The organism is Gordonia sp. SGD-V-85 (genome assembly GCF_001456905.1).
In the GTDB taxonomy this organism is placed as follows: Bacteria; Actinomycetota; Actinomycetes; order Mycobacteriales; family Mycobacteriaceae; genus Gordonia; species Gordonia hongkongensis.
In genome coordinates this window covers 35,022-56,880 of sequence record NZ_LNQO01000026.1, presented here as the reverse complement: position 1 = coordinate 56,880, position 21,859 = coordinate 35,022, and the positions used below count along the sequence as shown (strand labels likewise).

The 21,859-nt window shown below is 63.8% G+C and carries 16 protein-coding genes; 14 read left to right on the top strand and 2 right to left on the bottom strand.

All coding sequences use genetic code 11. The features are described 5' to 3' along the window. Nucleotides 1-25: 25 nt before the first annotated feature. The gene (locus tag AS181_RS21975; protein ID WP_175404380.1) at nucleotides 26-925 is read left to right on the top strand and encodes an alpha/beta fold hydrolase; all 900 of its coding nucleotides are present in this window, start codon (nucleotides 26-28) and stop codon (nucleotides 923-925) included. 107 nt (nucleotides 926-1,032) lie between these two features. On the opposite strand, the gene AS181_RS21970 is transcribed toward AS181_RS21975, so the two are convergent. Further along, nucleotides 1,033-2,292 (bottom strand): HNH endonuclease signature motif containing protein, encoded by a 1,260-nt coding sequence (locus tag AS181_RS21970; protein ID WP_058253614.1) that lies wholly within the window; start codon nucleotides 2,290-2,292, stop codon nucleotides 1,033-1,035. A 1,239-nt stretch (nucleotides 2,293-3,531) separates the two neighbouring features. Here AS181_RS21970 and AS181_RS21965 point away from each other — a divergent pair. The 4 genes from AS181_RS21965 to AS181_RS21950 are packed head-to-tail and all read left to right on the top strand — an operon-like array spanning nucleotide 3,532 to nucleotide 10,322. Then, on the top strand, nucleotides 3,532-5,079 hold the full coding sequence (locus AS181_RS21965; RefSeq protein ID WP_058253613.1) for a hypothetical protein: 1,548 nt from the start codon (nucleotides 3,532-3,534) through the stop codon (nucleotides 5,077-5,079). Further along, on the top strand, nucleotides 5,076-6,518 hold the full coding sequence (locus tag AS181_RS21960; RefSeq protein WP_058253612.1) for a glycosyltransferase family 2 protein: 1,443 nt from the start codon (nucleotides 5,076-5,078) through the stop codon (nucleotides 6,516-6,518). The genes AS181_RS21965 and AS181_RS21960 overlap by 4 nt, the downstream gene beginning before the upstream one ends. Then, entirely contained in the window at nucleotides 6,511-8,475 is a 1,965-nt protein-coding gene (locus AS181_RS21955) for a hypothetical protein (RefSeq protein WP_058253611.1), read from the top strand. Before AS181_RS21960 ends, AS181_RS21955 begins: the two co-directional genes overlap by 8 nt. Next, entirely contained in the window at nucleotides 8,472-10,322 is a 1,851-nt protein-coding gene (locus AS181_RS21950; RefSeq protein ID WP_082653013.1) for an ArnT family glycosyltransferase, read from the top strand. Before AS181_RS21955 ends, AS181_RS21950 begins: the two co-directional genes overlap by 4 nt. Before the next feature lie 30 nt (nucleotides 10,323-10,352). On the opposite strand, the gene AS181_RS21945 is transcribed toward AS181_RS21950, so the two are convergent. Beyond that, nucleotides 10,353-10,670 (bottom strand): hypothetical protein, encoded by a 318-nt coding sequence (locus AS181_RS21945; protein WP_058253610.1) that lies wholly within the window; start codon nucleotides 10,668-10,670, stop codon nucleotides 10,353-10,355. Nucleotides 10,671-11,370: 700 nt separating this feature from the next. On the opposite strand from AS181_RS21945, the gene AS181_RS21940 reads away from it, so the two are divergent. From AS181_RS21940 to AS181_RS21905, 9 genes are all read left to right on the top strand, one after another. Beyond that, nucleotides 11,371-12,882, top strand: a complete 1,512-nt coding sequence (locus tag AS181_RS21940; RefSeq protein ID WP_058253609.1) for a sugar transferase — start codon at nucleotides 11,371-11,373, stop codon at nucleotides 12,880-12,882. Then, on the top strand, nucleotides 12,882-14,183 hold the full coding sequence (locus tag AS181_RS21935) for a UDP-glucose dehydrogenase family protein (protein WP_058253608.1): 1,302 nt from the start codon (nucleotides 12,882-12,884) through the stop codon (nucleotides 14,181-14,183). Before AS181_RS21940 ends, AS181_RS21935 begins: the two co-directional genes overlap by 1 nt. 96 nt (nucleotides 14,184-14,279) lie before the next feature. Beyond that, nucleotides 14,280-15,281, top strand: coding sequence for a nitroreductase family protein (locus tag AS181_RS21930; RefSeq protein WP_175404379.1), 1,002 nt, complete (start codon nucleotides 14,280-14,282; stop codon nucleotides 15,279-15,281). Between the two features lie 26 nt (nucleotides 15,282-15,307). Further along, entirely contained in the window at nucleotides 15,308-15,856 is a 549-nt protein-coding gene (locus AS181_RS24730) for an acyltransferase (protein ID WP_231742656.1), read from the top strand. A gap of 488 nt (nucleotides 15,857-16,344) precedes the next feature. Next, the gene (locus tag AS181_RS25510) at nucleotides 16,345-16,842 is read left to right on the top strand and encodes a glycosyltransferase (protein WP_231742653.1); all 498 of its coding nucleotides are present in this window, start codon (nucleotides 16,345-16,347) and stop codon (nucleotides 16,840-16,842) included. Continuing rightward, on the top strand, nucleotides 16,839-17,843 hold the full coding sequence (locus tag AS181_RS21920) for a glycosyltransferase (RefSeq protein ID WP_082653009.1): 1,005 nt from the start codon (nucleotides 16,839-16,841) through the stop codon (nucleotides 17,841-17,843). Before AS181_RS25510 ends, AS181_RS21920 begins: the two co-directional genes overlap by 4 nt. A gap of 53 nt (nucleotides 17,844-17,896) precedes the next feature. Beyond that, the gene (locus AS181_RS21915; protein WP_139114250.1) at nucleotides 17,897-19,216 is read left to right on the top strand and encodes an O-antigen ligase family protein; all 1,320 of its coding nucleotides are present in this window, start codon (nucleotides 17,897-17,899) and stop codon (nucleotides 19,214-19,216) included. Next, nucleotides 19,216-20,481, top strand: a complete 1,266-nt coding sequence (locus AS181_RS25220) for a hypothetical protein (RefSeq protein ID WP_058253603.1) — start codon at nucleotides 19,216-19,218, stop codon at nucleotides 20,479-20,481. Before AS181_RS21915 ends, AS181_RS25220 begins: the two co-directional genes overlap by 1 nt. Further along, nucleotides 20,475-21,818, top strand: a complete 1,344-nt coding sequence (locus tag AS181_RS21905) for a polysaccharide pyruvyl transferase family protein (protein ID WP_058253602.1) — start codon at nucleotides 20,475-20,477, stop codon at nucleotides 21,816-21,818. Before AS181_RS25220 ends, AS181_RS21905 begins: the two co-directional genes overlap by 7 nt. The last annotated feature ends 41 nt before the right edge of the window (nucleotides 21,819-21,859 follow it).

Genomic DNA, 21,859 nt, shown 5'->3' with positions numbered 1-21,859 from the left:
CAGCATCTCACGTACCGTTGGTGGCGTGATCCCCGAGTTCGTTCACGGCACCGCGCGCGCCATCCGCCACGTGTTCACCCCGTACCCGGCTCGGGACATCCCGGAGGGCCGGATGGTCGACCTCCCAGGGCGCGGGCGGGCGTTCGTCACCGACTCGGGCCCGCGCGACGCACCCGCCGTCTTCCTCCTGCATTCGGTGCTCACCACCGGGTTGCTCTGCTGGTACCCGACGATCCCGGCGATCAACGACCGCTATCGCGTCATCACCCTGGACGCGCGCTGGCACGGCCGCGGCATCGAGTCCGAGACCTTCGACCTCCGTGACTGCGCCGATGACGTCGTCGCCCTCGCCGACGTCCTGGGTATCGACCGGTTCACGGTCGCCGGGTTCTCGATGGGCGGCGGCATCGCCCAGCTGGTGTGGCGTCGCCACCCGGAACGCGTCGCCGGTCTGGTGCTCTGCTCGACCGGCCCGTTCTTCAGCACGCACGATCCCCGGCACCGCGCGTCGTCGGAACGCATGGGACGTATCCTCCGCCCCGTCTACCGCATCCTGCCGCGGGTGTCCGAGAAGAGTCTGAACAAGACGACCTCACACACCTCGATCTGGGCCCTTCGACAGTTCTTCTCGACGCCGCTGTCGCACCTCGGTGACTTCGGAAACGGGCTGGGCGAGTTCGACTCTCGCGACTGGCTCCACGAGGTCGACGTCCCGACCGCCGTCGTCGTCTCCATCCGCGACCGGGTCGTCGAGCCCGAACGGCAGCAGCTGCTGATCGACGGCATCCCCGGCGCACAGCGTTTCGAGGTCGACGGCGGGCACGCCTGCTGCGTCCTCGGCGCGCGCTTCTTCATTCCGCCGTTCACCGAGGCTCTCGACGCAGTGGTGTTCCGCGATCGAGCGTCAGTGGCGGATCACGGATAGAGCCGCCGCACACACTGTTGAGTTGTCAAGGGACGGATGCGGTCCCGGGCATCACCCGGGTGCGGAAGGTGCTACGCGAAAGTCTGTTGGTCTCTGGCGGGGTGTGGTCAGGCTGCGTCGTCGAGTCGCATGGTGCGTCTGTTGTAGGCGGGTAGTGGTCGGCGCTGCGGGTCGATACTGGCGGGTGGGACGAGCCAGGGGTGCCGGTCAAACCCCATGACGATGTCCCAGCCGTGGTGGTGGACCTGTGTGTGGCAGCGTTGGCAGAGCAGGCAGCCGTTGTCGAGATCGGTGGGTCCGCCGTCGGCCCATGACCGGATGTGGTGGACCTGGGTATGTGACGGTGGTGCACCGCATTTGATGCAGCAGGTGTCACGCACGATGATCGCTTTGCGGAGGTGTGCCGGATACAACCGGCGGGTGTGACCCATCTGCAGCGGTACGCCCTCACTGTCGAGGATGATCTCCGTCAGCGAGCCGTCGCACGCTGCTTGTTTCGCGGTCACTCGGCTGACTGTTCCGGTCCACGGGAGTGTTGCCGGGTCTCCGGTGGCGGGGATGGTCAGCATCAGTTGCGTGCGGGGGCTTCCGACGGTATCTATGGTCGCGCCGATCGCTGCTTGGTCGAGGATCAGCTCGAACGCATCGGCACGGCGTTGTTCAGCGGTGCGTCGATCTTCGGCGCCGTCGGGTTCGGGGCGTGGACACGAGCGCTCATCGATCATCGTCAGGAACTTCTCGCCCACGACCTGGGTGAGGTCGGCGCGGATTTCGACGCGGCCGTCGTCGGTGGTGTGGGCGTTGACCGAGTTCAGCGATGGGTCGTCGGCGGCCGGTACGCGGGTGTCGGAGGTGTCCGCCAGAGTATTGGCGATGGCTCGGCCATGCTTGAGCACTTCTGTCGGTGTTGCGCCGGATAGTGCTTGGGCGATGAGTTCGAGTTCGTACCGGGAGCGCTCGTCATCGGAAAGGGCTTTGTGACATCGCTTCTCGATCTCGTTGATCCCCCGCACGATGGTATCGACGATCTCGCTGGACAGCCGCCCGTCGGCGGCGTGACGGGTCAGGGCTGGAAGCGCGGGCAGGGCGTCGACACTGCGCATGGTGCGAAGAGCAGCGGCCGGTGCATGGCCTGACTCGATCAGCAATTTCTTGGTGGTGCTGCCGGCTTTCTCAGCGACGCCGAGTTCGTCGAGTTGTGCTGCGTGGGTGACGATCTGGTGGTCGACGGTGTTGCGGATCAAGCGCAGCGTCTCGAGCGCGTCGAATGTTGATCGGCCCGTGGGGTCGTCGGCGGGTGGGGTGGTCTCGATGAGCTGATCGAGAAGAGTGGCGAGCTCTGGCATGACTCCAAGGTACCGGAACATTCGTTCGATTTCGAGGAGTTTCCACAAGCCGGGAACCGCGAATTCATCGACTGTGCAGCGTTTTTCGTCGACAGTGTGGTAACTGTTGTCAGTAGTTGACTCCAGTCACACCCGTTTCGAGTTCGCGCCCAGAATTGGTGATTCGCGCCATGACCACGAGCCCCACGGGCGGTCAGGTAGCGGCCTTCGTGATGCAGACGAACGCCCACTCGGTGCTCGTCATCCCCACAGAGATCGGCGGTGGCCGGCAGGTCGAAGTCCGGCGACACCTTCGCGAGTGGCGCGTAGGCCTCCTTGCGCTCAGCGGGTCCGCCGTAACCCGCCACGCCGATCGGCCTGCGGTTGGTGGTGTAAGCGGCGCCTTGCCGTGCCGAGTGCCGCCAGTTGTCCCCGTTGTCGGCGATGCCGCCTGCCACGCCGACCGCGCCGACGGGTCCTCAGGTTCGACGGGTGCAACGGCCAGGCCGCCGCCCGAGGGTCGTCCCTCACGAGGTTGACGAGCGGTCCGACGCGTCGGCTGACGCACCCGTGCCAAATCGGTGGGCCCAAAGCGGAGGGCGCAACCGATGACGGTGGATGCGCCGACCGATCACTGTCACCGACGCGGATGGCCGAGGTCTGCTGGTCCGGTCGCGAGGACGCAGAGCGCCAACACCGCCTTTGTCGAACGACCAGAAGTCGACGCAGTAGCACCGCGTGACGTCGACGTGGTCTCGCGAATGGATTCACGACGATCCCGCTGCGACTGCTGACTGACAAGTATTACTTGTCGATGACATTCCGCAGTGGCCCTACCACCCAAACGTCCCGACATTGTTGCCGAACCACATGGAACATTTGTGAATGGCTGTAGCGCAGCGTCTTTAGCGTTGCGACACGGTCAGGTGACCCACTTTCTCAGGTGTGACATCAACTACAAATTTGCGCCGTAAGTCGCGTGAGTTCGGACCATGCCGCGGCCCAGTAGGCGATCCCGGATGACGCGATAGATGCGCCAAATATGTTGTAGCGCAATCAAAGATGAGAGACTCCTCGACCCCGAGTCGAGTCCTCAATCGGCACCGCCACGGCCGCGGCTCATGAAATTGGTGCGGTCGATGGTCTCCATCAACTTTCTTTTTAGCGTTACTCTCATTTTAGTTCGCGATTCGGTCGCCAGGGGAGGCCCGCAGGGTTGGCACCGATGCCGCGTCTGGCGTTGGAGCCCACTGCTCAGGCGCCGTCCTGGGGAGGATCTCGATGACTGTTCTCGATTCGGTCGTGCCCGCGTCGCCGCCATCTGCGGACGTCGACGCCGACGCGGCTTCGGCGCCGGCACAAGGCGCGGCTCGTCGCACATGGCGAGCGACGCTGACCTCGCCGCGCGAGATGTCGATGGGCGCCCGGTACGCGTCGACGATCGGTGCGGGCATGCTGGCGTTCGCGCCGGCCATCGCTGCCGAGTTCGACGCGCTCCGCCAGGGGGCGCCGACGGCATACCTGCTGTTCGTACCCCTGTGGTGTCTGATGATCGCCTTCGGGCTCGACGTCTCGTCGCGGGGCCGTGAGATCGGTGACGGCGAGTTCGACCGCATCCTGGTCGTCGTCGTGGGCGGCGCGCTCGGACTGACCGCGGCTCTGGTCATCCCGCGGATTCCGGCCGTCGCGGCGTTCTGGCACGCCGATCTGATCCCGCTCCTCATCTGGGTGTTCGCGGCGTCGATCGTGGTCTTCGGGATCCGACGCGTCGTCCGCGACTACCTCATCTGGCTGTTCCTGCTGACCTGCTTCCCGCCGAACTACCTGCTCATGGGGCAGGTGCTCGGCGGCTCGACAGTCGCGTTCGGCTCGCTGTCCGTGGCGGTCGCCCTGGTGGTCACCTACATGTCGCTACGACGCCGCCCGCGCGTCGCCGTTGCGACCGCGGCGTTGTCAGCCGTGGTCGGGCTCGGGCTGGTATGGGTGTTTCAGTACACCCCGGTCCTGGCCTACACCGTCCCCACGGCGGTGGTGACCGCGACCGCGATTCTCGTGCGGCTGCGTGTCCGCCGATCCGGCTCCGCTCACGTCGGCTTGCCCAAGCAGTCGATCGCCACTCTGGCGTCGGCCTGGCTGGTGGCGCTGGTGATCCTGGCGGTGACCCCGCTCGCGCCAGACTCGCCGAAACCTGTTGTGTCACCGCCGATCGGTGCGCAATGGCTCGAGCAGCTGCGGACGGTCGGGATTGGCATCACCGAGCCGCAGGTGTTCGACTGGGGTCACGAGGTCATGGGGTCCGGCGGTGACGTTCGTCGGTACCGCATCTCGACGGGCCTGACCGGTCCGGAGAACGGGCCGCTGTCGACTGCGTATCTCGATGTCTTCTCCACGACAGAGCTGGGGCGCTTCTCCAGCTACCGGCGCGGCCTTTGGTACGAGACAACGCCTCCGGCAACGATCTTCGCGACGCCGGCGTCGGCGGGAGGCCGGCACACCAGGATCGGCAGTCTCGCCAACACTCTCGAGTCAGTGCGCACCTCGGAACAGGCGCTGTGGACCGGACGATTCTGGGGATGGCGGGTTCCGACCCCGACGGGCGACCGCTATATCGCCGTCTATCTCATGGCTGCCCGCGACCAGGCGGGATCGTCGAACGTCGCGAAGCCGCAGCCGCCCACGTACAGCACGACCGTCGCCGAACCGATCAGCTGGCTCATTCGCGGCGGTTCCGACGCTCAGGACCAGGTCGCCGACGACTCGGCACTGGACGTCGCGCTGACCGATCTCGCGTGGTCGATGATTGACGCCGTCGAGAGTCCGTCTCGGTGAGGACGACTGCGAGGACCCGCACGACCGCCGCTCATGTGTCCAACCTGTCGGCACGTCATCCGCTCAGCCGGGGGCAGCGCGTCGGCCTGGTGATCGGTGCCGTGGGCACCGCGGTCGCGTTCGCACTGACCTGGCGGGTGTCGCTCGCGGTCATCCTGAGCATCTGCGCCGTGTACTTCCTGGTGTCCAGCGTTGACAAGTTCGTGCTGATCACCCGGGGAATGTCCGGGCGGGGCGTCCTGCGGGTGTCCGACGACGATGCTCGCGCGATCCCCGACGACGACCTGCCGGTCTACACCGTGCTGTTGCCGGTCTACGGCGAACCCGAGATCGTCGCCAACCTCGTCGCCGGTGTCGGCAAGATCGACTATCCCGCAGACAAACTCGACATCTTGCTGGTCCTCGAGGCCGACGACCACGAGACCCGGGCGGCTGTCGAGCATGCCGACCTGGATGGGATCACACCGGTGCTGGTCCCGCCGAGTGAGCCACGGACCAAGCCCAAGGCGTGCAACGTCGCTATGGAGCTGCCGTCGGAACGCAGCGACATCGTCACCATCTACGACGCCGAAGACATCCCCGACCCGCTGCAATTACGCAGGGCGGCAGCGGTCTTCGCGGCCAGTCCGCCAGACGTCGGATCGGTCCAGGCGCGGCTGGGCTACTACAACGAGCGCGAGAACCTGCTGACCCGCTGGTTCGCGATCGAGTACGACCAGTGGTTCTCGTACATGCTGCCCGCGCTGAGCGCGTCGAACTGCGTGATCCCGCTCGGTGGCACGTCGAATCACATCCGGACAGACGTGCTTCGCGAGGTGGGCGGCTGGGATGCGTTCAACGTCACCGAGGACGCCGACCTCGGAATCCGTCTGGCGCGCTACGGATATCGGACCGTGGTGCTGGACTCGCTCACCGGTGAAGAGGCCAATGCGGATGTGGTGAACTGGGTCCGCCAGCGGTCACGCTGGTACAAGGGGTACCTCCAGACCTTCCTGGTGCACACCCGTCATCCGGTCCGCATGGTCCGGGAGCTCGGACTCGTACCAGCACTTCGCATCTCGAATCTGACCGCGGGTATGCCGATCGCGAACACCATGAACCTGTTGTTCTGGACGCTGCTGCTCGTGTGGTTCGCGGGCAAACCCGACTTCATGAACAGCCTGTTCCCCGGGCCTGTCTACTACCTCTGCCTGCTGATGTTCACCGTCGGGAATCTGGCGACGATCATGCTCGGCGTGGTGTCGACGCGCACGCTCGGCAAGCCTTACCTGCTGGGCGCTGCTCTCCTCGTCCCCGGTTACTGGTTCCTGCAGTCCATGGCGGCCATCAAGAGTATGGCCCAGCTCATCTACAAACCCTCCTACTGGGAAAAGACCGTGCACGGGCTCTCTGCCATGCCCGGTGTGTCCCGACCCCCGAAAGGTCCTGAGAATGCCTAGTAACAGTTCTGCTCGACTGCGTCGCACGCTGGGGGTGGTCCTGGCGGCGCTGATCATCGGCGTAGGGGTTGCGGCGCCGGCCGCTGCAGCCCCGGGCGATGGAACGACGACGCTCGACTGGCGGCAGCTGGGCATGGGGACATCGGTGACCATCGACGGCGCCGACGTCCCGGCCGGCGTGAGCATTCCGGTACCCCAGGGCATGTCCCCGACGACGCTCACCGGAGTGGTGGCGTCGGCGACCAACGTGACCGACGCCTTCATCCAGGTCGCCCGCACCGACGGCACGATCATCGGCACCGTCGTCGTACCGAGGTTCGGTCCGCGGCAGCTCAGCACCGCGTTCTCCGTTCCGCTGACCGCAGTGCCCGTGGGCGACAACGGCCGTGCGGATCTGCGACTGACACTGCGCAACGGGACCGACGATTCGGTGTGCGGACCGGTGCCGGAGGTCGCGCTGACCAGCCTGAACGTAGTCTTCCGGGGCGCCGCGACGGTGCCTTCCACCATTCAGGATGTGTTCGGGACCGTGGTCAACCGGGTGACCGTGTACACCCCGGTGGACCCGAGTGCCGCGGCCGCGCAGACCACGCTCGGCGTCGTCGCCGCCATCGCGAATCACTATCGTCCGCAACGTGTTGCGATCGACGTGGTGGAGTCGGCCGATGCCCGGTTGCCGCGAGCGGCCAGTCCGCTGGACCGGGCGGTCGTCATCCGCGAGGAGGGCGGCCCGGGGAGTATCCGGCTGGAACGCGCGGGACAACCCGGGGCCGCGTTGGTGATCAGCGGGGATCAGGACTCCCTGCCCGACCAGGTGGCCCTGTTCCGCGACGGACTGACCGATCTTGCCCAGACAGACGCTGCTGCAGTCGAATCCGTCGGAGACCGCGAGGTGCAGGGTTCGGATTCGGTGACCTTCGGGAAGTTCTCCGATCGGTTGTCGGTGGAGGCTCTCGGAACCGCCTCGCTGGTACCGGGTTTCGATCCGACGATCCTCGCCCTCGGTCGGCCCGGCGCGGTCGACGTCGCGCTGAAGGCGCGCTACACCCCGGTCCGCGACGACGAGCGCGCGAATGTCATGGCCGTCACCGGCGGCGAGATCCTGCACACGAGTGCGCTGGATGCGTCCGGATCGCTGGACACACAGTTCACCATCCCTGCCGCGCAGGTGGCGGCCAACGAGCCGCTCGAGTTCCGGGTGTCCTACGAGCCGGCCCCGGGCGCGTGTTCGCCTCGCAGTGTGCCGCTGACGTTCCAGATCGATCCGTCGTCGACGGCGTCGTCGAGCACGACTCCCGTTCGGATGGGTGGTTTCTCGTCGGTGCCGCTCGGGTGGCAGCCGACCGTTCAGGTCGCGCTGGACAACACCAATCCGGCGCAGCTCGACGCCGCCGCCGAGCTGATCGCGTCGGTGCAGCGCAGTTCGGCCACCGCACTGTCGCCGGTGCTGGTGCCGCTGGATCAGGCGATCGCCAGCAACACCGGCGCACTCGTGGTGGCCGACGCGGCGAACGCCCGCCCGCTGAATCCGCCGATCAACACCGAGGACTCGTCGACGCTCGTCGACCTCGTGGCACAGATCCGGCTGGCCATCCCGGACGGGCTGGGCACCATCCAGGCGTTCTCGCAGAACTCGCGCACGGTGGTGTTGGTGAGCACCTCGGGGTCGTGGGAACTGGTCGACCCGCTGTTTGCGTATCTCGATGACCAGCAGGGAGATCTGGCGAACCTCCGCGGTGACGTACTGGTGGCCGGCCGCGCGGGTCAGCCCGAGCTGATGACCGTGCGAGCGGACGGTCCGCAGGCCGAGGTCGACCAGGTCGGCACCAGCTGGGTGTTGTGGCTGGGTATCAGCGCCGCCGTCGTCGCGATCGCGGTCCTCGTCGCGGTTGCGATCATGTTGTATCGCAGACGCTTCGGCGGCTCGAGCGGTCCCGCTGGCGGCTCGACTACATGACCGTCGAGCTTCACGACGACGCCACGTCGCCGGCGGTCGGTGTGCAGCCGCCGGTGACCGAGGGCCGTCGACGGCTCACCGCGACGCAGTGGTGGGGTATCGCGCTGTTCGCCGGTCTGGTCGCCGGGTATCTGGCGGTCGGTGCGTACCTGTATCTCGCTGTCGGATACATCAATCCCGACGCGAGCAGTCGCGTGGGCAACGCCGGGTTCACCATCTGGAGCCGGGACCCGCACCTGGGCGCGATCGGTTTCGTGTGGAATCCGTTGCCGAGTCTGATCGAGATCCCGCTCGTCGAACTGTCGTCGCACTGGCCCCTGAACCAGTGGCCGGAGCTGCGTCGCGTCGGATTCGCCGGTGCGGTCATGAGCGCGGTGTTCATGGCCGGTGCCGGGTGGCAGGTTCGGCGCATCGCCCTCGATTACGGTGCCGGCCGCCTGCTGCGCTGGATCGCGGTCGCGGCGTTCGCGCTGAACCCGATGATCATCCTGTACGCGGGGACGGGGATGAGCGAGGCGCCGTTCCTGTTCTTCCTGCTGTGGACATGCCGTCGAATCCTGCTGTGGGTGAATCGATCACGTGTGCTCGATCTGGTCATCGCCGGCGTCGCCCTGGGTTTGGCGTACCTGACGCGCTACGAGGCGTTACCCGCGGCCGCGGGTGTGGCGGTCGGGGTGTTCGTGGTGTCGACCCGTCGGCACCGTCCCGAAGAAGTCTCCGGACGCGCGGGGTGGCGGTCCGGAGCCCCCTTCGGTGTGCACGACGCGACCATCGTGGCCATGCCCACGGCGTTCGCGTTCGCGGTGTGGGCTGGCCTCGGCTGGCTCCTCGACGGGAATGCGTTCTCCCAGTTCTCCTCGCAGTACGGCAACTCGGCGCAGGTGGCGGCGGCGGGGATCGTCTCGGCCGACGACGTCGGAGCGGGTCCGCTGGCGGAGGTGATCGTCGCGAACCTGCTCGGCATGCAACCACTGCTGTTCGCGGTGCTGCCGGTCGTGGCCTGGATCGCGGTCCGGTTGCGCAGGGTCGACGCCGCGGTGCCGGCAGTGGTGTTCGGCTCGGTTCTGCTGTTCCAGATGTACGCGGTGATCCTCGGCTCGACCTTCGGCTGGTTCCGCTTCTACCTGGCGTCGACGCCGCTGATCGTCGTCGCGGTCCTCGTCGCGTGCGGGCCCGCCCACCGTCTGCTCCCTGAGGTGCGAGGAGCGTTAGCGACGAGCCTCGAAGGGCGCCGCTCCTTGAGCAGCGACCGGAGCTTGCGGAGGTCGGACACCCGCCGCTCCTTGAGCAGCGACCGGAGCTTGCGGAGGTCGTGTGTCGAAGGGACCACCCTCACCACACTCATGGCGCTGGTCCTGGCGACCTCGTTACCGGTGACGGCGTCGTCGATGCTCAACCCGGCGCTGGGCAAGGAGGAGTACGGCCTGCGCTCGGCGTTTTGGCCTGATCGCCACCCGCCGTCGGAGTTCTGGTTCTACTGGTTCGGCGAGGTCTCGGGCAACGTCGCCGCCTGGCTGGACAGCCAGAATCTGCCGGAGGGCTCTGTTCTCGTCGACACCTTCGGGGTCTCGCGCGTCTGGCTGGAGTCCGAGCGGCCCGAACAGTTCGTCGTGCGCAGCGACTTCGACTTCTTCGCGAAGCTGAACGCACCCGCCGAGCAGGGCGTGCAGTACATCCTCACGCAGCGACCGACCGGCCTCGGCTCGCTCGACGCCATCAACGTTCGCTATCCAACGCTTTGGGCCGACGGCGCCGGCATCGCGACGGTCGCCATGACGGTGACGACGCCGACTGGCAAACCGCAATTCCGGATCTATCGGATCAAGGGATCGACACCTGCAGGTTGAACGCCGTCGAGCGCCGCGCCACGGTGAGCCCTACCGACGATTGAGTCGCTCATCGCCGGCTGACGAAAGCGCCTCTTCGTCCGACCGCCTGCTTCTGACCCGTGACCGGTAGATAGTGATAGTTGCGATCACCACAGCGAGCACCGACAACATGTCGGACTCGGTTATCCCGTGCTCGATGCTGAACGAGACCAACACCCGGCCCTCGATCGGCTGATTCCATAGCGCCCACGCCACACTGTTGGCCACGAGAACCGCGGCGGCGCTGTAACTCGGCCTGGCGAGGCACCACGCACCCACGACGAAGAGAAGGTTCATCAGTACCAGGGCGTGGAACGGGTCGGGCATCAGGACAGTATGGGCATGTCGACGGAACCGTTGCGAGACCAAAACCCGGTATGTGGCCGCCGTCTCATCGGGCGCACCCCGAAAGACAAGCGCCTCAAACGACGTGACGCCCGCGATGATGACAACCGGTGACCCCCGGATGACCGTTCTGAACCAACCGGAGACGCAGCTACTTCGAACAGTGCGTACGATCATTAGCCTGCAAAAGTAGCCACTGTATTAAACGTGTCCGATTTTGCGGCCGGATCGAATTCGCGGGTGTAAATCTGTGTCCACTTTCGCGGCCGACTATTAGCGATCGCATATCGCCGGTTTGGGATGGCGGTTGAGCGCCTCCGGGTGTGTGGCCATGTCTGGGAAGGCGTAATACGTTGCTGGACAGCAGTATTGGCTCGAATTGACAAATCCCGACGGCCAAGCTCCGGCTCAGATGTTGCAACCTCGTTGCAGCCTGCGTGGGTCGTAAAGGTCGTTTCGCGCTGGGGTGCAAGATTCTGTTAACTTTCCGATCACATTAAATATCGCTCGGATCTGTGCAGTTATCACTCTCAGGTTGTGAGTGTGATCGGACTGAAATACTCTCGCATCGATGGTTCGACTCGCCATTACTGGAGATGGCGAAAGCTCGCAGGCCGAAGATCTCGTCGTTGAGCTCTGGAATTCGAGAAGTTAGTTCTTTTGAGACGTGAGGAGGTAGGCGGTGGCCAATAGTCAGGCCTACGACACCCTGAGGCGTCCGGAGGGTGGTGGCGTTCGGCGACTCCGTTCTGCGGGGCGCGCACGCGAACGCTCCTGGATGCAGGGATACCTGACGCGACTGGCCTGGACCGATGCTGCCATCGTAGTCGCGTCGATAGCTCTCGCTCAGTTCGTTCGGTTCGGTGCAGGGAGCGCCCTCGAGCCGGTGGCTGCGACGAAGACCCCGATAATCATCGTGTCCGTCGCATTGGGTATCTGCTGGTTGCTGGCCCTTCGGGCCTTCCACACTCTCGATCGCAGAATCGCCGGGTCTGGATCGCAGGAGTACAGCCGGGTCGTTTCTGCGTGCCTGTCTGTTTTCGGCGTCCTTGCGATGATCGACCTCCTCTTCCGTCTGAACATCGCGCGTGGGTTTCTCGCACTGGCCCTGCCGATCGGAACGATCGGACTTGTACTGGCTCGGTGGGGCTGGCGTCAGAGGCTCGGAAATCAGCGACTGAAGAAGAAGAACCTAGAGAACGTGCTGATCGTCGGCAATCTCGGTTCTGCGGTGCCATTGATGGAGAGGCTGATCAAAGAGCCGACTCTGGGATACGGGGTCGTCGGAATCTGCCTACCCACCCATTCCGGATCGCGGGAGACCGTCGCTGTGGGCGATGCCCGTGTGCCCGTGTTCGGGACTTTCGACGACGTCTCCACCTCGGTCGTCAGGTCCGGCGCCACAACGGTGGCGGTGACCTCAGCGGAGGCGCTCGGGCACGCCGCGATGCAGGCGCTTTCTTGGGACCTCGAGGGACTCGATGTAGATATGGTCGTCTCGCCTGGCGTCACTGACGTGGCCGGACCCCGCGTTATGGTTCGCCCAGTCGCCGGCCTGCCTCTGCTACACATCGACAAGCCGAGGTATGACGGCGCGAACCGCTTCCGGAAGGCGGCGGTCGACCGGCTGGGCTCGGCTGCGATCCTTGCGGTACTCGCTCCGGTCTTCGTGGCCGTGGCGTTGGCGATCAAGCTTGACTCCAAGGGGCCGGTCTTCTACCGCGCTACACGTGTCGGGATAAACAACACGCCCTTCCTGATGTGGAAGTTCCGTTCGATGGTGCAGGACGCTGACTCTCAGAAGTCCCACCTCAAAGCGCAAAACGAAGGAGCCGGGGTTCTGTTCAAGATGCGGAACGATCCACGGGTGACCCGTGTCGGGGCCTTCATTCGTCGGTACAGCATTGACGAGCTGCCCCAACTCCTCAACGTGCTCGGCGGGACGATGAGTCTCGTCGGCCCTCGGCCGCCGCTGCCTGACGAGGTCGAGAAGTATGACGGGCGTGTAGCCCGCAGAATGCTGGTCAAGCCCGGGATGACCGGTCTCTGGCAGGTGTCCGGACGATCGGACCTGTCTTGGGAAGAGTCTGTGCGACTTGACCTTTCCTATGTAGAGAACTGGTCAATCATGCAAGACGCCCTGATCTTGTGGAAGACGGTCAAGGCAGTCGTAGCGAAAGATGGTGCGTACTGATGCGAATGGTTGTACTGGGACTCGGATACCTCGGCGCGACGCATGCAGCATGTATGGCCGAGCTCGGACACGAGGTGCTCGGAATCGAGGTTGTGCCCGAGAAACGCGCTCAGCTCGCCGCCGGTGAGGTGCCGTTTTACGAGCCTGGCCTGCCCGAGCTCCTGAAACGTCACATCGACTCCGGGGTCCTCACGGTCTCGGAGTCTTACGCGGAAGCGGCCGATTTCGCGGATGTCTTCTTCATCGCGGTGGGAACTCCACAGAAGAAGGGGGAATACAGCGCCGACCTGCAATATGTTGAGTCCGCGATAGAAGAATTGGTCCCGCTGCTGACCCGCGACGCGTTGATCCTCGGGAAGTCGACCGTTCCGGTCGGCACTGCGGAGAAGTTGTCCCTGCGTGCCGACGAACTCGCAAAGGACGTGAGTGTAGAGATCGCCTGGAATCCGGAGTTCTTACGTGAAGGGTTCGCGGTGGAAGACACTCTCCACCCCGACCGTGTCGTGTTGGGGACCTTCCCCGGTGATCGTGCTGAAGCGGTGTGTCGAGAGATCTACGCTCCAATGCTCGAGGACGGCACCCCGTTCATCGTCACCGACCCTCCAACTGCCGAACTCGTGAAGACCTCTGCCAACGCATTCTTGGCAACCAAGATCTCATTTATCAACGCAATCGCCGAGGTCTGTGACGCAGCTGGCGCTGATGTCAAGGCGATCGCCGATGCAATTGGTTACGACGCCCGGATCGGGCGCAAGTTCCTCAACGCTGGGCTGGGCTTCGGCGGCGGTTGTCTCCCCAAGGACATTCGGGCCTTCATGGCGCGGGCAGGTGAACTCGGTGCCGCTGAGGCTCTAAGCTTCCTTCGGGAAGTCGATAACGTCAACATGCGGCGACGAACGCGAATGGTTGAACTAACTCGTGAGGTGTGTGGAGGGTCGCTTTTGGGTAAGCGCATTGCGATCCTCGGGGCCGCGTTCAAACCGAAATCGGACGACGTGCGTGATAGCCCGGCATTGAATGTTGCCGGTCAGATCCAACTACAGGGTGCGTCGGTCGCGGTGTACGACCCCAAAGCGATGGACAATTCGCGGAAGCTCTTTCCCACCCTCGACTATGCTCTGTCGGCTGCGGACGCATGTGAGAAGGCTGACGTGGTGCTGGTGCTGACCGAGTGGCAAGAGTTTGTCACGCTGAGTCCCGGCGACCTCGAGCCGTATGTGCGGCAGCGGAAGATCATCGACGGACGCAACTGTCTCAACGCCGAGAACTGGAGCGGGGCGGGTTGGCTTTACCGCGCGTAGTGGGGGGATCCACAACAACCGACCGAGGCCGGCGGCAGACCCGTTGACGGGATGCGCCGCAGTGTCTTGCGCGGCCGAGAGGCCGAGAGGATTCCATTGAATTCGACGAAAAACAGACTGAAAAGCCGGATAGCAGAGATTCCCGGCGCACGCTCAACGCGTGACGAGTTCGAGATGCTGCGTGGATATGTCGCAGACTGGCGGCGCTACCGCAGGTTCTCCGGTCGCGCCGCGCTCGATGAGCACTCCACGTGCGCGAGGGTCGTCATGGATTCGCACCGAATCGAGAAGGGCCTCGCGCTCAGACAACCCCGGCCCTGGTTCGGACGTGAGGTGCTCGAGCGACTCGCTGCATCGGTTGAAGAACTGCCTGACAACCGCGACAGCCACGTAGTCCACGCGAAGAGCATGGCGCTGGGTGCAGTGGACGACTACTTCGACTATTTCGACGCTGAGCTCGGGCCTGCGCCTGAGTGGGCCGATGACGTCCGAAAGCGCTTCGCCCTTTTCCTGGGCCTAGATGCACGGGAGGGTGGCATCAAGCAACTCTCGCTTCCAGGCGGGCGACTCGCCGCGGGCTTCGACGAGTTCGTTGCGTCGCGTGAGAGCGTCCGGAGCTACACCGACGACATGGTGCCCATGGCCGAGATCGAAGCGGCGGCACTGCTCGCGTCTACGTCGCCCTCGGTGTGCAACCGCCAGGGCTCCATGTGTCGGATCGTACCCAGAGGCATTGAAGCTGACCGGATTCTAAAGCACCAGAATGGAAACAAGGGGTTCGGTAACGAGGCTAGTCACGTCTTGCTCGTTACGCACGACCTCCGGACGATGCTGAGTCCCGGGGAACGCAACCAGGCATACGTCGATGGCGGCCTGTACGCCATGACGCTGTTGTACGCACTACACGCGCGCGGCATCGGCGCGTGCTGCTTGAACTGGAGCGCGACGAAGTCTCAGGACCGTGGCCTTCGGCGCGAGATCGATCTCCCCGAGCATGAATTGGTCATCATGATGATCGCTGTCGGGCACCCGGCGGAGGATGCACGTGTGACGGTGTCTCCGTTGCGTTCTGGGCGCCACAGGGTGGGGATCCGATGACGAGCGGACGAAGTCTTGCTGCGTACATGAGCAGCTGGTTGATAAACGGACCGGGCGCATCCCATTTGGTGCCTGCGATCGTGCGAAGAGCGCTTCTTCGCTGGGCGGGCGCGCGGATCGGAAAGGCACGGATCCTCCCGTCAGGTATCTTCCGCGGTGAGCTGCGCAACCTGGAGATCGGAAACGGGGTCTTCATCAACACCGGCGTATCGATCTTCCCCACCGGCGGCATCTCCGTGGGGGACGGTGTTCATTTCGGCCCGAACTGCACGGTGATGACCGGGACACACGCTGTCGGGACATCACACAAGAGGGCCGCCACTCCCACTCGATTCGAGCCCGTGGTCGTTGGGGCCGGCGCGTGGCTGGGTGCCTCGGTAACGGTTTGTCCAGGGGTGACGATCGGGGAAGGGTGTGTCGTCGCTCCCGGAGCGGTGGTGGTAGACGATCTGCAGCCCAATGGTTTCTACGCGGGCGTCCCTGCTCGCCTCAAGAACTTCCTTCCCACCGACCTGCAAGACGGCAAGCTGCCGCTTGAGTCGGGGGATTCAATCGCACTTGGAGGCGCTCGATGACCCAACAGCAGGAGTCGCCGAGAAGTTCTGAGAGATCCGCTGTCGGGCGTCTTCTCTTGATCGCGTCGACCGGAGGCCACCTCGCCCAGTTGGACAGACTGGCGGAAAGTCTGGGGGCGTCGGACAGTTCGCTGTGGATCACTTTTGACACGACGCAGAGTCGCGCACTCCTGCGTGGCCGCAACGTCCTCTATGTGCCGTACATCGAGCCGAGAGATGCTCGAACAGCGTGGACCGTCTACCGTCAGCTCGCACGCGAACTCCCGCGGCACGGGCCGTTCGACCAGGCAATCAGTACAGGAGCGGCGCTTGCGCTACCCGGCCTCTTAGCTGCTCGTCGGCATGGGATTCGCGGACTGTACATCGAAAGCGTGTCTCGCACAGACGGTCCTTCGCTCACTGGTCGTATGCTGGCGGCCACACATCTGGTTGACCTGGAGACTCAACACCCAGCCTGGTCAACCGCGAGGTGGCGGCATCGCAGGACCGTGCTCGACTCGTACGAGTGCGTGCAGGACGGATCAGCTGTGCAAGCGGACACCCGCACTTCGCCGAAACTGTTTGTGACTCTGGGAACGATTCGGCCGTACAGGCTGGATCCGCTCATCGACTCCCTGCTCAGTAGTGGACTCGATCTATCTCGTACCGTGTGGCAGCTCGGCTCCAGTTTTCGGGAGGACGTCCCCGGCGAGGTACACAGAGCGCTGGGCAGCGAAGAAATGGACGAGAACATTCTCGCCGCAGACGTTGTCATCACTCACGCCGGGGTGGGCAGCATCATGCGGATCCTCGAACTCGGTAAGTACCCTGTCGTCGTCCCCCGCCGCCGCTCACGGGGGGAGCATGTCGACGACCACCAAATCCAGATCGCGAGTCTCGTCGGTCGTCTGGGTCTCGCCGAGGTCGTCGAAGCTCCGGATCTCGGAATCGAGGACATCCAGCGAGCGGTCGGAAAGAGGATCGTTTCGCAGGGGGTCAGCTCATGATCGTCAGTTGGGTGAGAACACATGGCCGTAGTAGGGCGATCGCCGAAGAGCTGAGCATCAAGGCGATCTTCCTGTCCGAAGCGACTGCGCGAAGGTCTTTCCCGACGAAGTACCTATACGCCGCGATCGAGACTGTGCGCGAACTCCGACGGGAGCGGCCTAGTTCGGTGATTCTGATGCTTCCGCCATTTCCGTTGCTCGTGCTTGTTCGAGTTTGCTTCCCGCGTCTCCCGGTCATCGCCGACCTTCACACCGGTGCCTTTCTCAACCCCAAATGGCGACCGTTCTTGAAGCTGACCTTCGCGCTTCTGCGGGGGGGATCGTGCATCGTCACCAATTCCGCACTGCAGCAGCAGTGCAACCGGGCGGGTGTCGAAGCAATCGTTCTCCACGATCCGCTGCCCGAACGCATGCCTGAGCCTGGTGGTCGACCGTTCGCGCACAAACCCAATGTCGTCCTGTGTCCACTGGGGTACGCAAACGACGAGCCTATCGACGAACTACTGTTCGCAGCAGGGCATCTCGTCACCGACGAGATCGAGTTCCGATTCACCGGCAAGGCGCCGTTATCGATAAGACACGCTGCGCCGACCAACGTGCTGTTCACTGGATACCTCACGGATGAGGACTACGAGGCAGAGCTCGCGAACTGCGACGTGGTGATTGCGCTGACGACGCGAGAACACACGATGCAGAGAGCGGGATATGAGGCGATAACCGCGGCCAAACCTCAGGTCACCTCCGACTTCGAAGTATTGCGTGACTTCCATGCTGACGCCGCGATCTATGTTGATCCCTCTGATCCACAAGCGATCTCGGAGGCCGTCACCCGTGCGTTGAGGGATGCCGACGCACTCGCCGGATTTGCACGGACGCGATTCGAGGAGGTACGAGCAGACCAGTCGGTTGCGATCGACGAATTGCGTCGGGTCGTGAAGTCCGCTGAAGCACGGGCCCCCTTCGGTGGGCGCCGCACGCCCTCACTGCGAGGTAAGCGATGAGTGCGCCACCCTCACACACAAGCGGAGACACCGGGACAGTTGATCCTTCTCGGTTGAAAGACAATCAGCTTCAGGCGGTGGCAGAAGCGGGCGTCGTGTCGCCCTGGACTCATTGCATCGCAGTCCTGATCGCACTGATGCCGCTGCTATCCGGAACCGAGCGAGGGCTCGTCGTGCCCGGACTGAAGCTGTCCGAGATCGTCGCACTGCTCCTCATTCTTGGGTTCGTCGTAGCGGGTGCGAAGGTGAACTCAGCAGGTCCGCTCGCAATCGGAATCTTGGGTTACATCCTTGCGTTGTTCGTGGCAACCGCCTACCACCAATTCCTCGATCCCACATTGGGGAATCTGAGTTTCGCATCCGTGTGCTTTGGACCGTTGGCGCTTCTGGCCATCTATTTCGGCGCCTCGTATGGCAGGGCATTGCCGGGACTGCCGCGACTGGCGATACGCTACGTTCTCATCGGTTGTGCGCTGATGGGTCTGCTGGGGCTATTGCAGGCATTGCGTGTCGCGCCGGTGTTGTCGATGACGGCTGCACTCACGGGTAGCGAACGGATTCTGCAACCGCTCGACTGGAAGATCAGTCGCAGCATCGGACTGTTCAATTCATGGCACGCCTTCGCCAGCATCATGGCCCTCGCCCTTGTTCTGCTTGTCGTGGGTTGGGCACGCGGCCAGAGTGTCTTCGATCACAAGTTCACCCAGTTGTTCTGTGCCGTAGGAATTGTCGCCGGACTAGGTTCTGCGTTGACGTTCGACATGGTCCTGGTGGCTGCCGCAGCCAGTCTCATCGCGGTGGGTATTCGCCGCTCGACTCGAGTCGCGGCGTGGGCGCTTCTGGTGGCGGTCGCCGTCACCGCGTTCACGCCACTCGGTGACCTTTTCTCACGGCGGCTCGAAGAGCAGCAATCCGCGACGTATCAGGACTCGATCCTCCCGCAGACTATAGCCTTTCGAATCGAAGTCTGGAGAGAAGACTACCTACCCCTCTTCCTGGACAACGTCCTACTCGGCCACGGACCTATACGAAGCACTGACCGCGTGTTCGCGTACGTCGAATCGCAGTACATCTCCGTGCTGGTCGCCGGCGGTCTGCTCGCCTTCGTCGGGTTTATCGCGATGTACGCGAGCCTCATGTACCAGCTGCGATTCGGTCGGTCTCGACGTGCCGGCGCGCCAGACTCACAGTTCGACGCATCACGGCGTGCCGCTTTCGTATTCGCCGCAGTGATGGTGGTGGCGATGCTCATCCACCCGTACATGCGGGACGCCGGATCGTCACAGTTGCTGGTCGTCGTGGCAGCGCTGATCGGTTCAGGCCCGCTTGTCACGCTGCGCGGACCGAACCAGGCTTCAGGACGGCACCCCTGATGACCTCAACGCGCGTTGCGACAACGCTGGCGAACCAGCGCCGAGCGGGCCGCCTTACGTTCGCTATTGGCGTGCAGGTCTGTTCGAATGCGTCGAATTTCTTGCTGACCATGGCTGTCGCTCGTGCGATGACGACCGACGCCGTCGGTGTGTACGCGGTCATCATGTCGATTGCGGGGATTCTCGTCGGACTCGTGCGCGCGTATACCGGTGAGCCGGTGTCGTTCGGCGAGCGCACAGTCGCGGACATGGACCCGAGCGCGAGGGCCCGTGGAGCAGTGGCCAGCTCTCTGGTCCTCGGCGCGATCGCTGCGCTCGCGGTGTTGCCGCTCCTACTGGTCTTGCTGCCTGACTATCGGACCGCGGTGCTGGTGTTCGTCGTCTTCGCTCCGCTTGCGGCCGCCCAGGACTGTCTGCGTTTTGTGCTCGTCGCAGAGCGTCGCTTGACCCGAGCATTCGCTGCGGAGGGGGCGTGGTTGCTGACTCAGTCCGCGCTCTTGGTGGTGCTCATCCAAGTCAATTCGCTGTGGTCGATGATCTGCGCATGGGGATTGGGCGCTGTGGCCGCATTTATCGTCGGCCTTCGAGGCTATGGCTTCCGGCTACCGTTTGACCATGTGCGGTCCTGGGTCCGCCGGTTGCGCCGACCTGGAAGCTTCTACATGCTCGACTACATCGTGGCGGGTGGCCTCACACAGATCTCGATCTTGATCGTAGGTTCTGTCTCCGGGCTTGACGCTGCGGGCGAGGTTCGGGTTGCGCTATTGCTCCTCACTCCCGCCTCGGTTCTGTTCGTCGGATTGATCTTCGCGCTGGGGCCTCTGTGCGCGAGAGCTGCTGCCAGGGGAGACATCAAGCGGCTGAGGATCGTTCCGTTCGCGTTGGCGGGCGTCGTGTTCGGTGTCGTCGCCGCCTATCTGCTCATCGTGACGGCGGTACCGAATTCATGGCTGGCAGCAATCGGTGGTTCGTCAACCGATGCCGCACTTTCCATTCTTCCTCTGGCCGCGTTGGCCCTCGCGCTCAATTCTGCGAGCGTTGGACCAGGTTTGTCGCTTCGCGCCATCGGGCAAGTTTCCAAGTCATCCGTCGTCAAACTCGTGGCGGCGCCATTCACGCTATTGGCGGTCGCAGTGGGTTCATTCCTGGGCGGAGCCGGCGGATCGCAGGTAGGTCTTGCGATCGGGACCGGTGTCAGGACCTGTGCGTCATCCGTCGTTGCAACCCGCCTGATTCGGGCAGAGGAGCGTCGTCTGAAATGTTGAGGTCTGCATTTGAGTCACTGCTGTCGAGTCTGAAGGCCGGCGCCCGCGCCTTATTGGACCAGCCGCTGGCCTTCCTCGCGATCCACGGGCTGAATCGCGTCGTCTTTGCGGCGGGCAGAGTGAAGAGACAGTCGGGGATCGGCCACCGAGGTGATAGGCGCCAGGGAGGCAGGGTTCTCATCGTGGCGCCGCCGGGCGGCGGCAACATCGGTGACCAAGCCTTGGTCGAATCGGCCGTGTGGAACGCGTCTGGGCCGGTGACATTGGTGGTCAGATCGGTCAACGACTTTCAGATTCCCGACTGGTTGAATCCGCTTGACGTCGAAGTCGTTCCGCTCCCCGAGCTCATCTACGGTTTGGGCGCGGGTCACATGCGCGATGTTTTCGAGCTGGGGACTCTCACGCACGGCGTGTCCAGGGTGATGCTGGTGGGGGCTGACATCATGGACGGCAATTACAACCTCGTCGCCTCGCTCAATCGGTGGTCGGTCACTGGGTTGTTCGGCCGCGCGTCAGTGCCAGCAGCTGTGCTGGGCTTCAGTTGGAGCGACCGCGCCCGTCCCTCGTGCCTGACGGCAGCGCGGATCGTCAACAAGCATGCGGATCTGTGGCTGCGCGACCCGGTGTCGCAGTCGAGGATGGTATCTGCCGGTGTTGCGGGCAAGGCCGGCCTCTGCGCCGACATAGTATTCGCCCATCCGGCACCAGACCTCGCCGCGTCATATCGGACCCTTCCCACTGAACTTCATAACTTTGTCACCGCAGAGGTCGAGTTCGTAGTGCTGAACATGAGCGGTCTCGTCGGGAGTGATGCCGACCTGATCGGGCACTACGTTCGAGTTGTGGAACGGCTCAGGTCAGCCGGAATTTCGATTATTCTGCTCCCTCACGTCGTGCGCGCGACAAAGAGTGACAATGTCTATCTCCGCGATCTCGCCGCGCGGTTTGACGACCCCGGCATTATTCTCGTTAATGACTTGCTCACGCCGTCGCAGGTGTACGAGGTGTGCCGTGGAGGTTTGATGGTTTTGACTGGACGTATGCACCTGGCCGTCTTGGCGTCACTGTCGGGGACGCCGTCATCGACCCTCTCAACCCAGGGCAAGGTTGCAGGCCTCTACGAGCATTTGCGCAGTCCAGACGGCGCGATCGAAGTCGACTCTGACGTCAGCAGAATATTCTTCGAACGTCTCGGGAAGGTTGTTGACCAGACCGGAGGTGTCAGCCCAGAACTGCGTCGCCACCTCAAGGAGTTGGCTTTGAAAGCGTTTATTCTGCCACCGTTTCGTTCTGATACCCCAGAGCCCGTACATTCTGTGCATGAGCGCGCTTCATAGTTCGCTGAGGGAGTGACACGCAGTATCGCCGGAGCCGACGA

Bases quoted from the DNA above. Each gene is read 5' to 3' on its own strand.
- AS181_RS21965 (WP_058253613.1), top strand. From the start codon at position 3,532: ATGACTGTTCTCGATTCGGTCGTGCCCGCGTCGCCGCCATCTGCGGAC.
- AS181_RS21935 (WP_058253608.1), top strand. From the start codon at position 12,882: ATGCGAATGGTTGTACTGGGACTCGGATACCTCGGCGCGACGCATGCA.
- AS181_RS21905 (WP_058253602.1), top strand. From the start codon at position 20,475: ATGTTGAGGTCTGCATTTGAGTCACTGCTGTCGAGTCTGAAGGCCGGC.
- AS181_RS21945 (WP_058253610.1), bottom strand. From the start codon at position 10,670: ATGCCCGACCCGTTCCACGCCCTGGTACTGATGAACCTTCTCTTCGTC.
- AS181_RS21970 (WP_058253614.1), bottom strand. From the start codon at position 2,292: ATGTTCCGGTACCTTGGAGTCATGCCAGAGCTCGCCACTCTTCTCGAT.
- AS181_RS21950 (WP_082653013.1), top strand. From the start codon at position 8,472: ATGACCGTCGAGCTTCACGACGACGCCACGTCGCCGGCGGTCGGTGTG.
- AS181_RS24730 (WP_231742656.1), top strand. From the start codon at position 15,308: ATGAGCAGCTGGTTGATAAACGGACCGGGCGCATCCCATTTGGTGCCT.
- AS181_RS25220 (WP_058253603.1), top strand. From the start codon at position 19,216: ATGACCTCAACGCGCGTTGCGACAACGCTGGCGAACCAGCGCCGAGCG.
- AS181_RS21955 (WP_058253611.1), top strand. From the start codon at position 6,511: ATGCCTAGTAACAGTTCTGCTCGACTGCGTCGCACGCTGGGGGTGGTC.
- AS181_RS21920 (WP_082653009.1), top strand. From the start codon at position 16,839: ATGATCGTCAGTTGGGTGAGAACACATGGCCGTAGTAGGGCGATCGCC.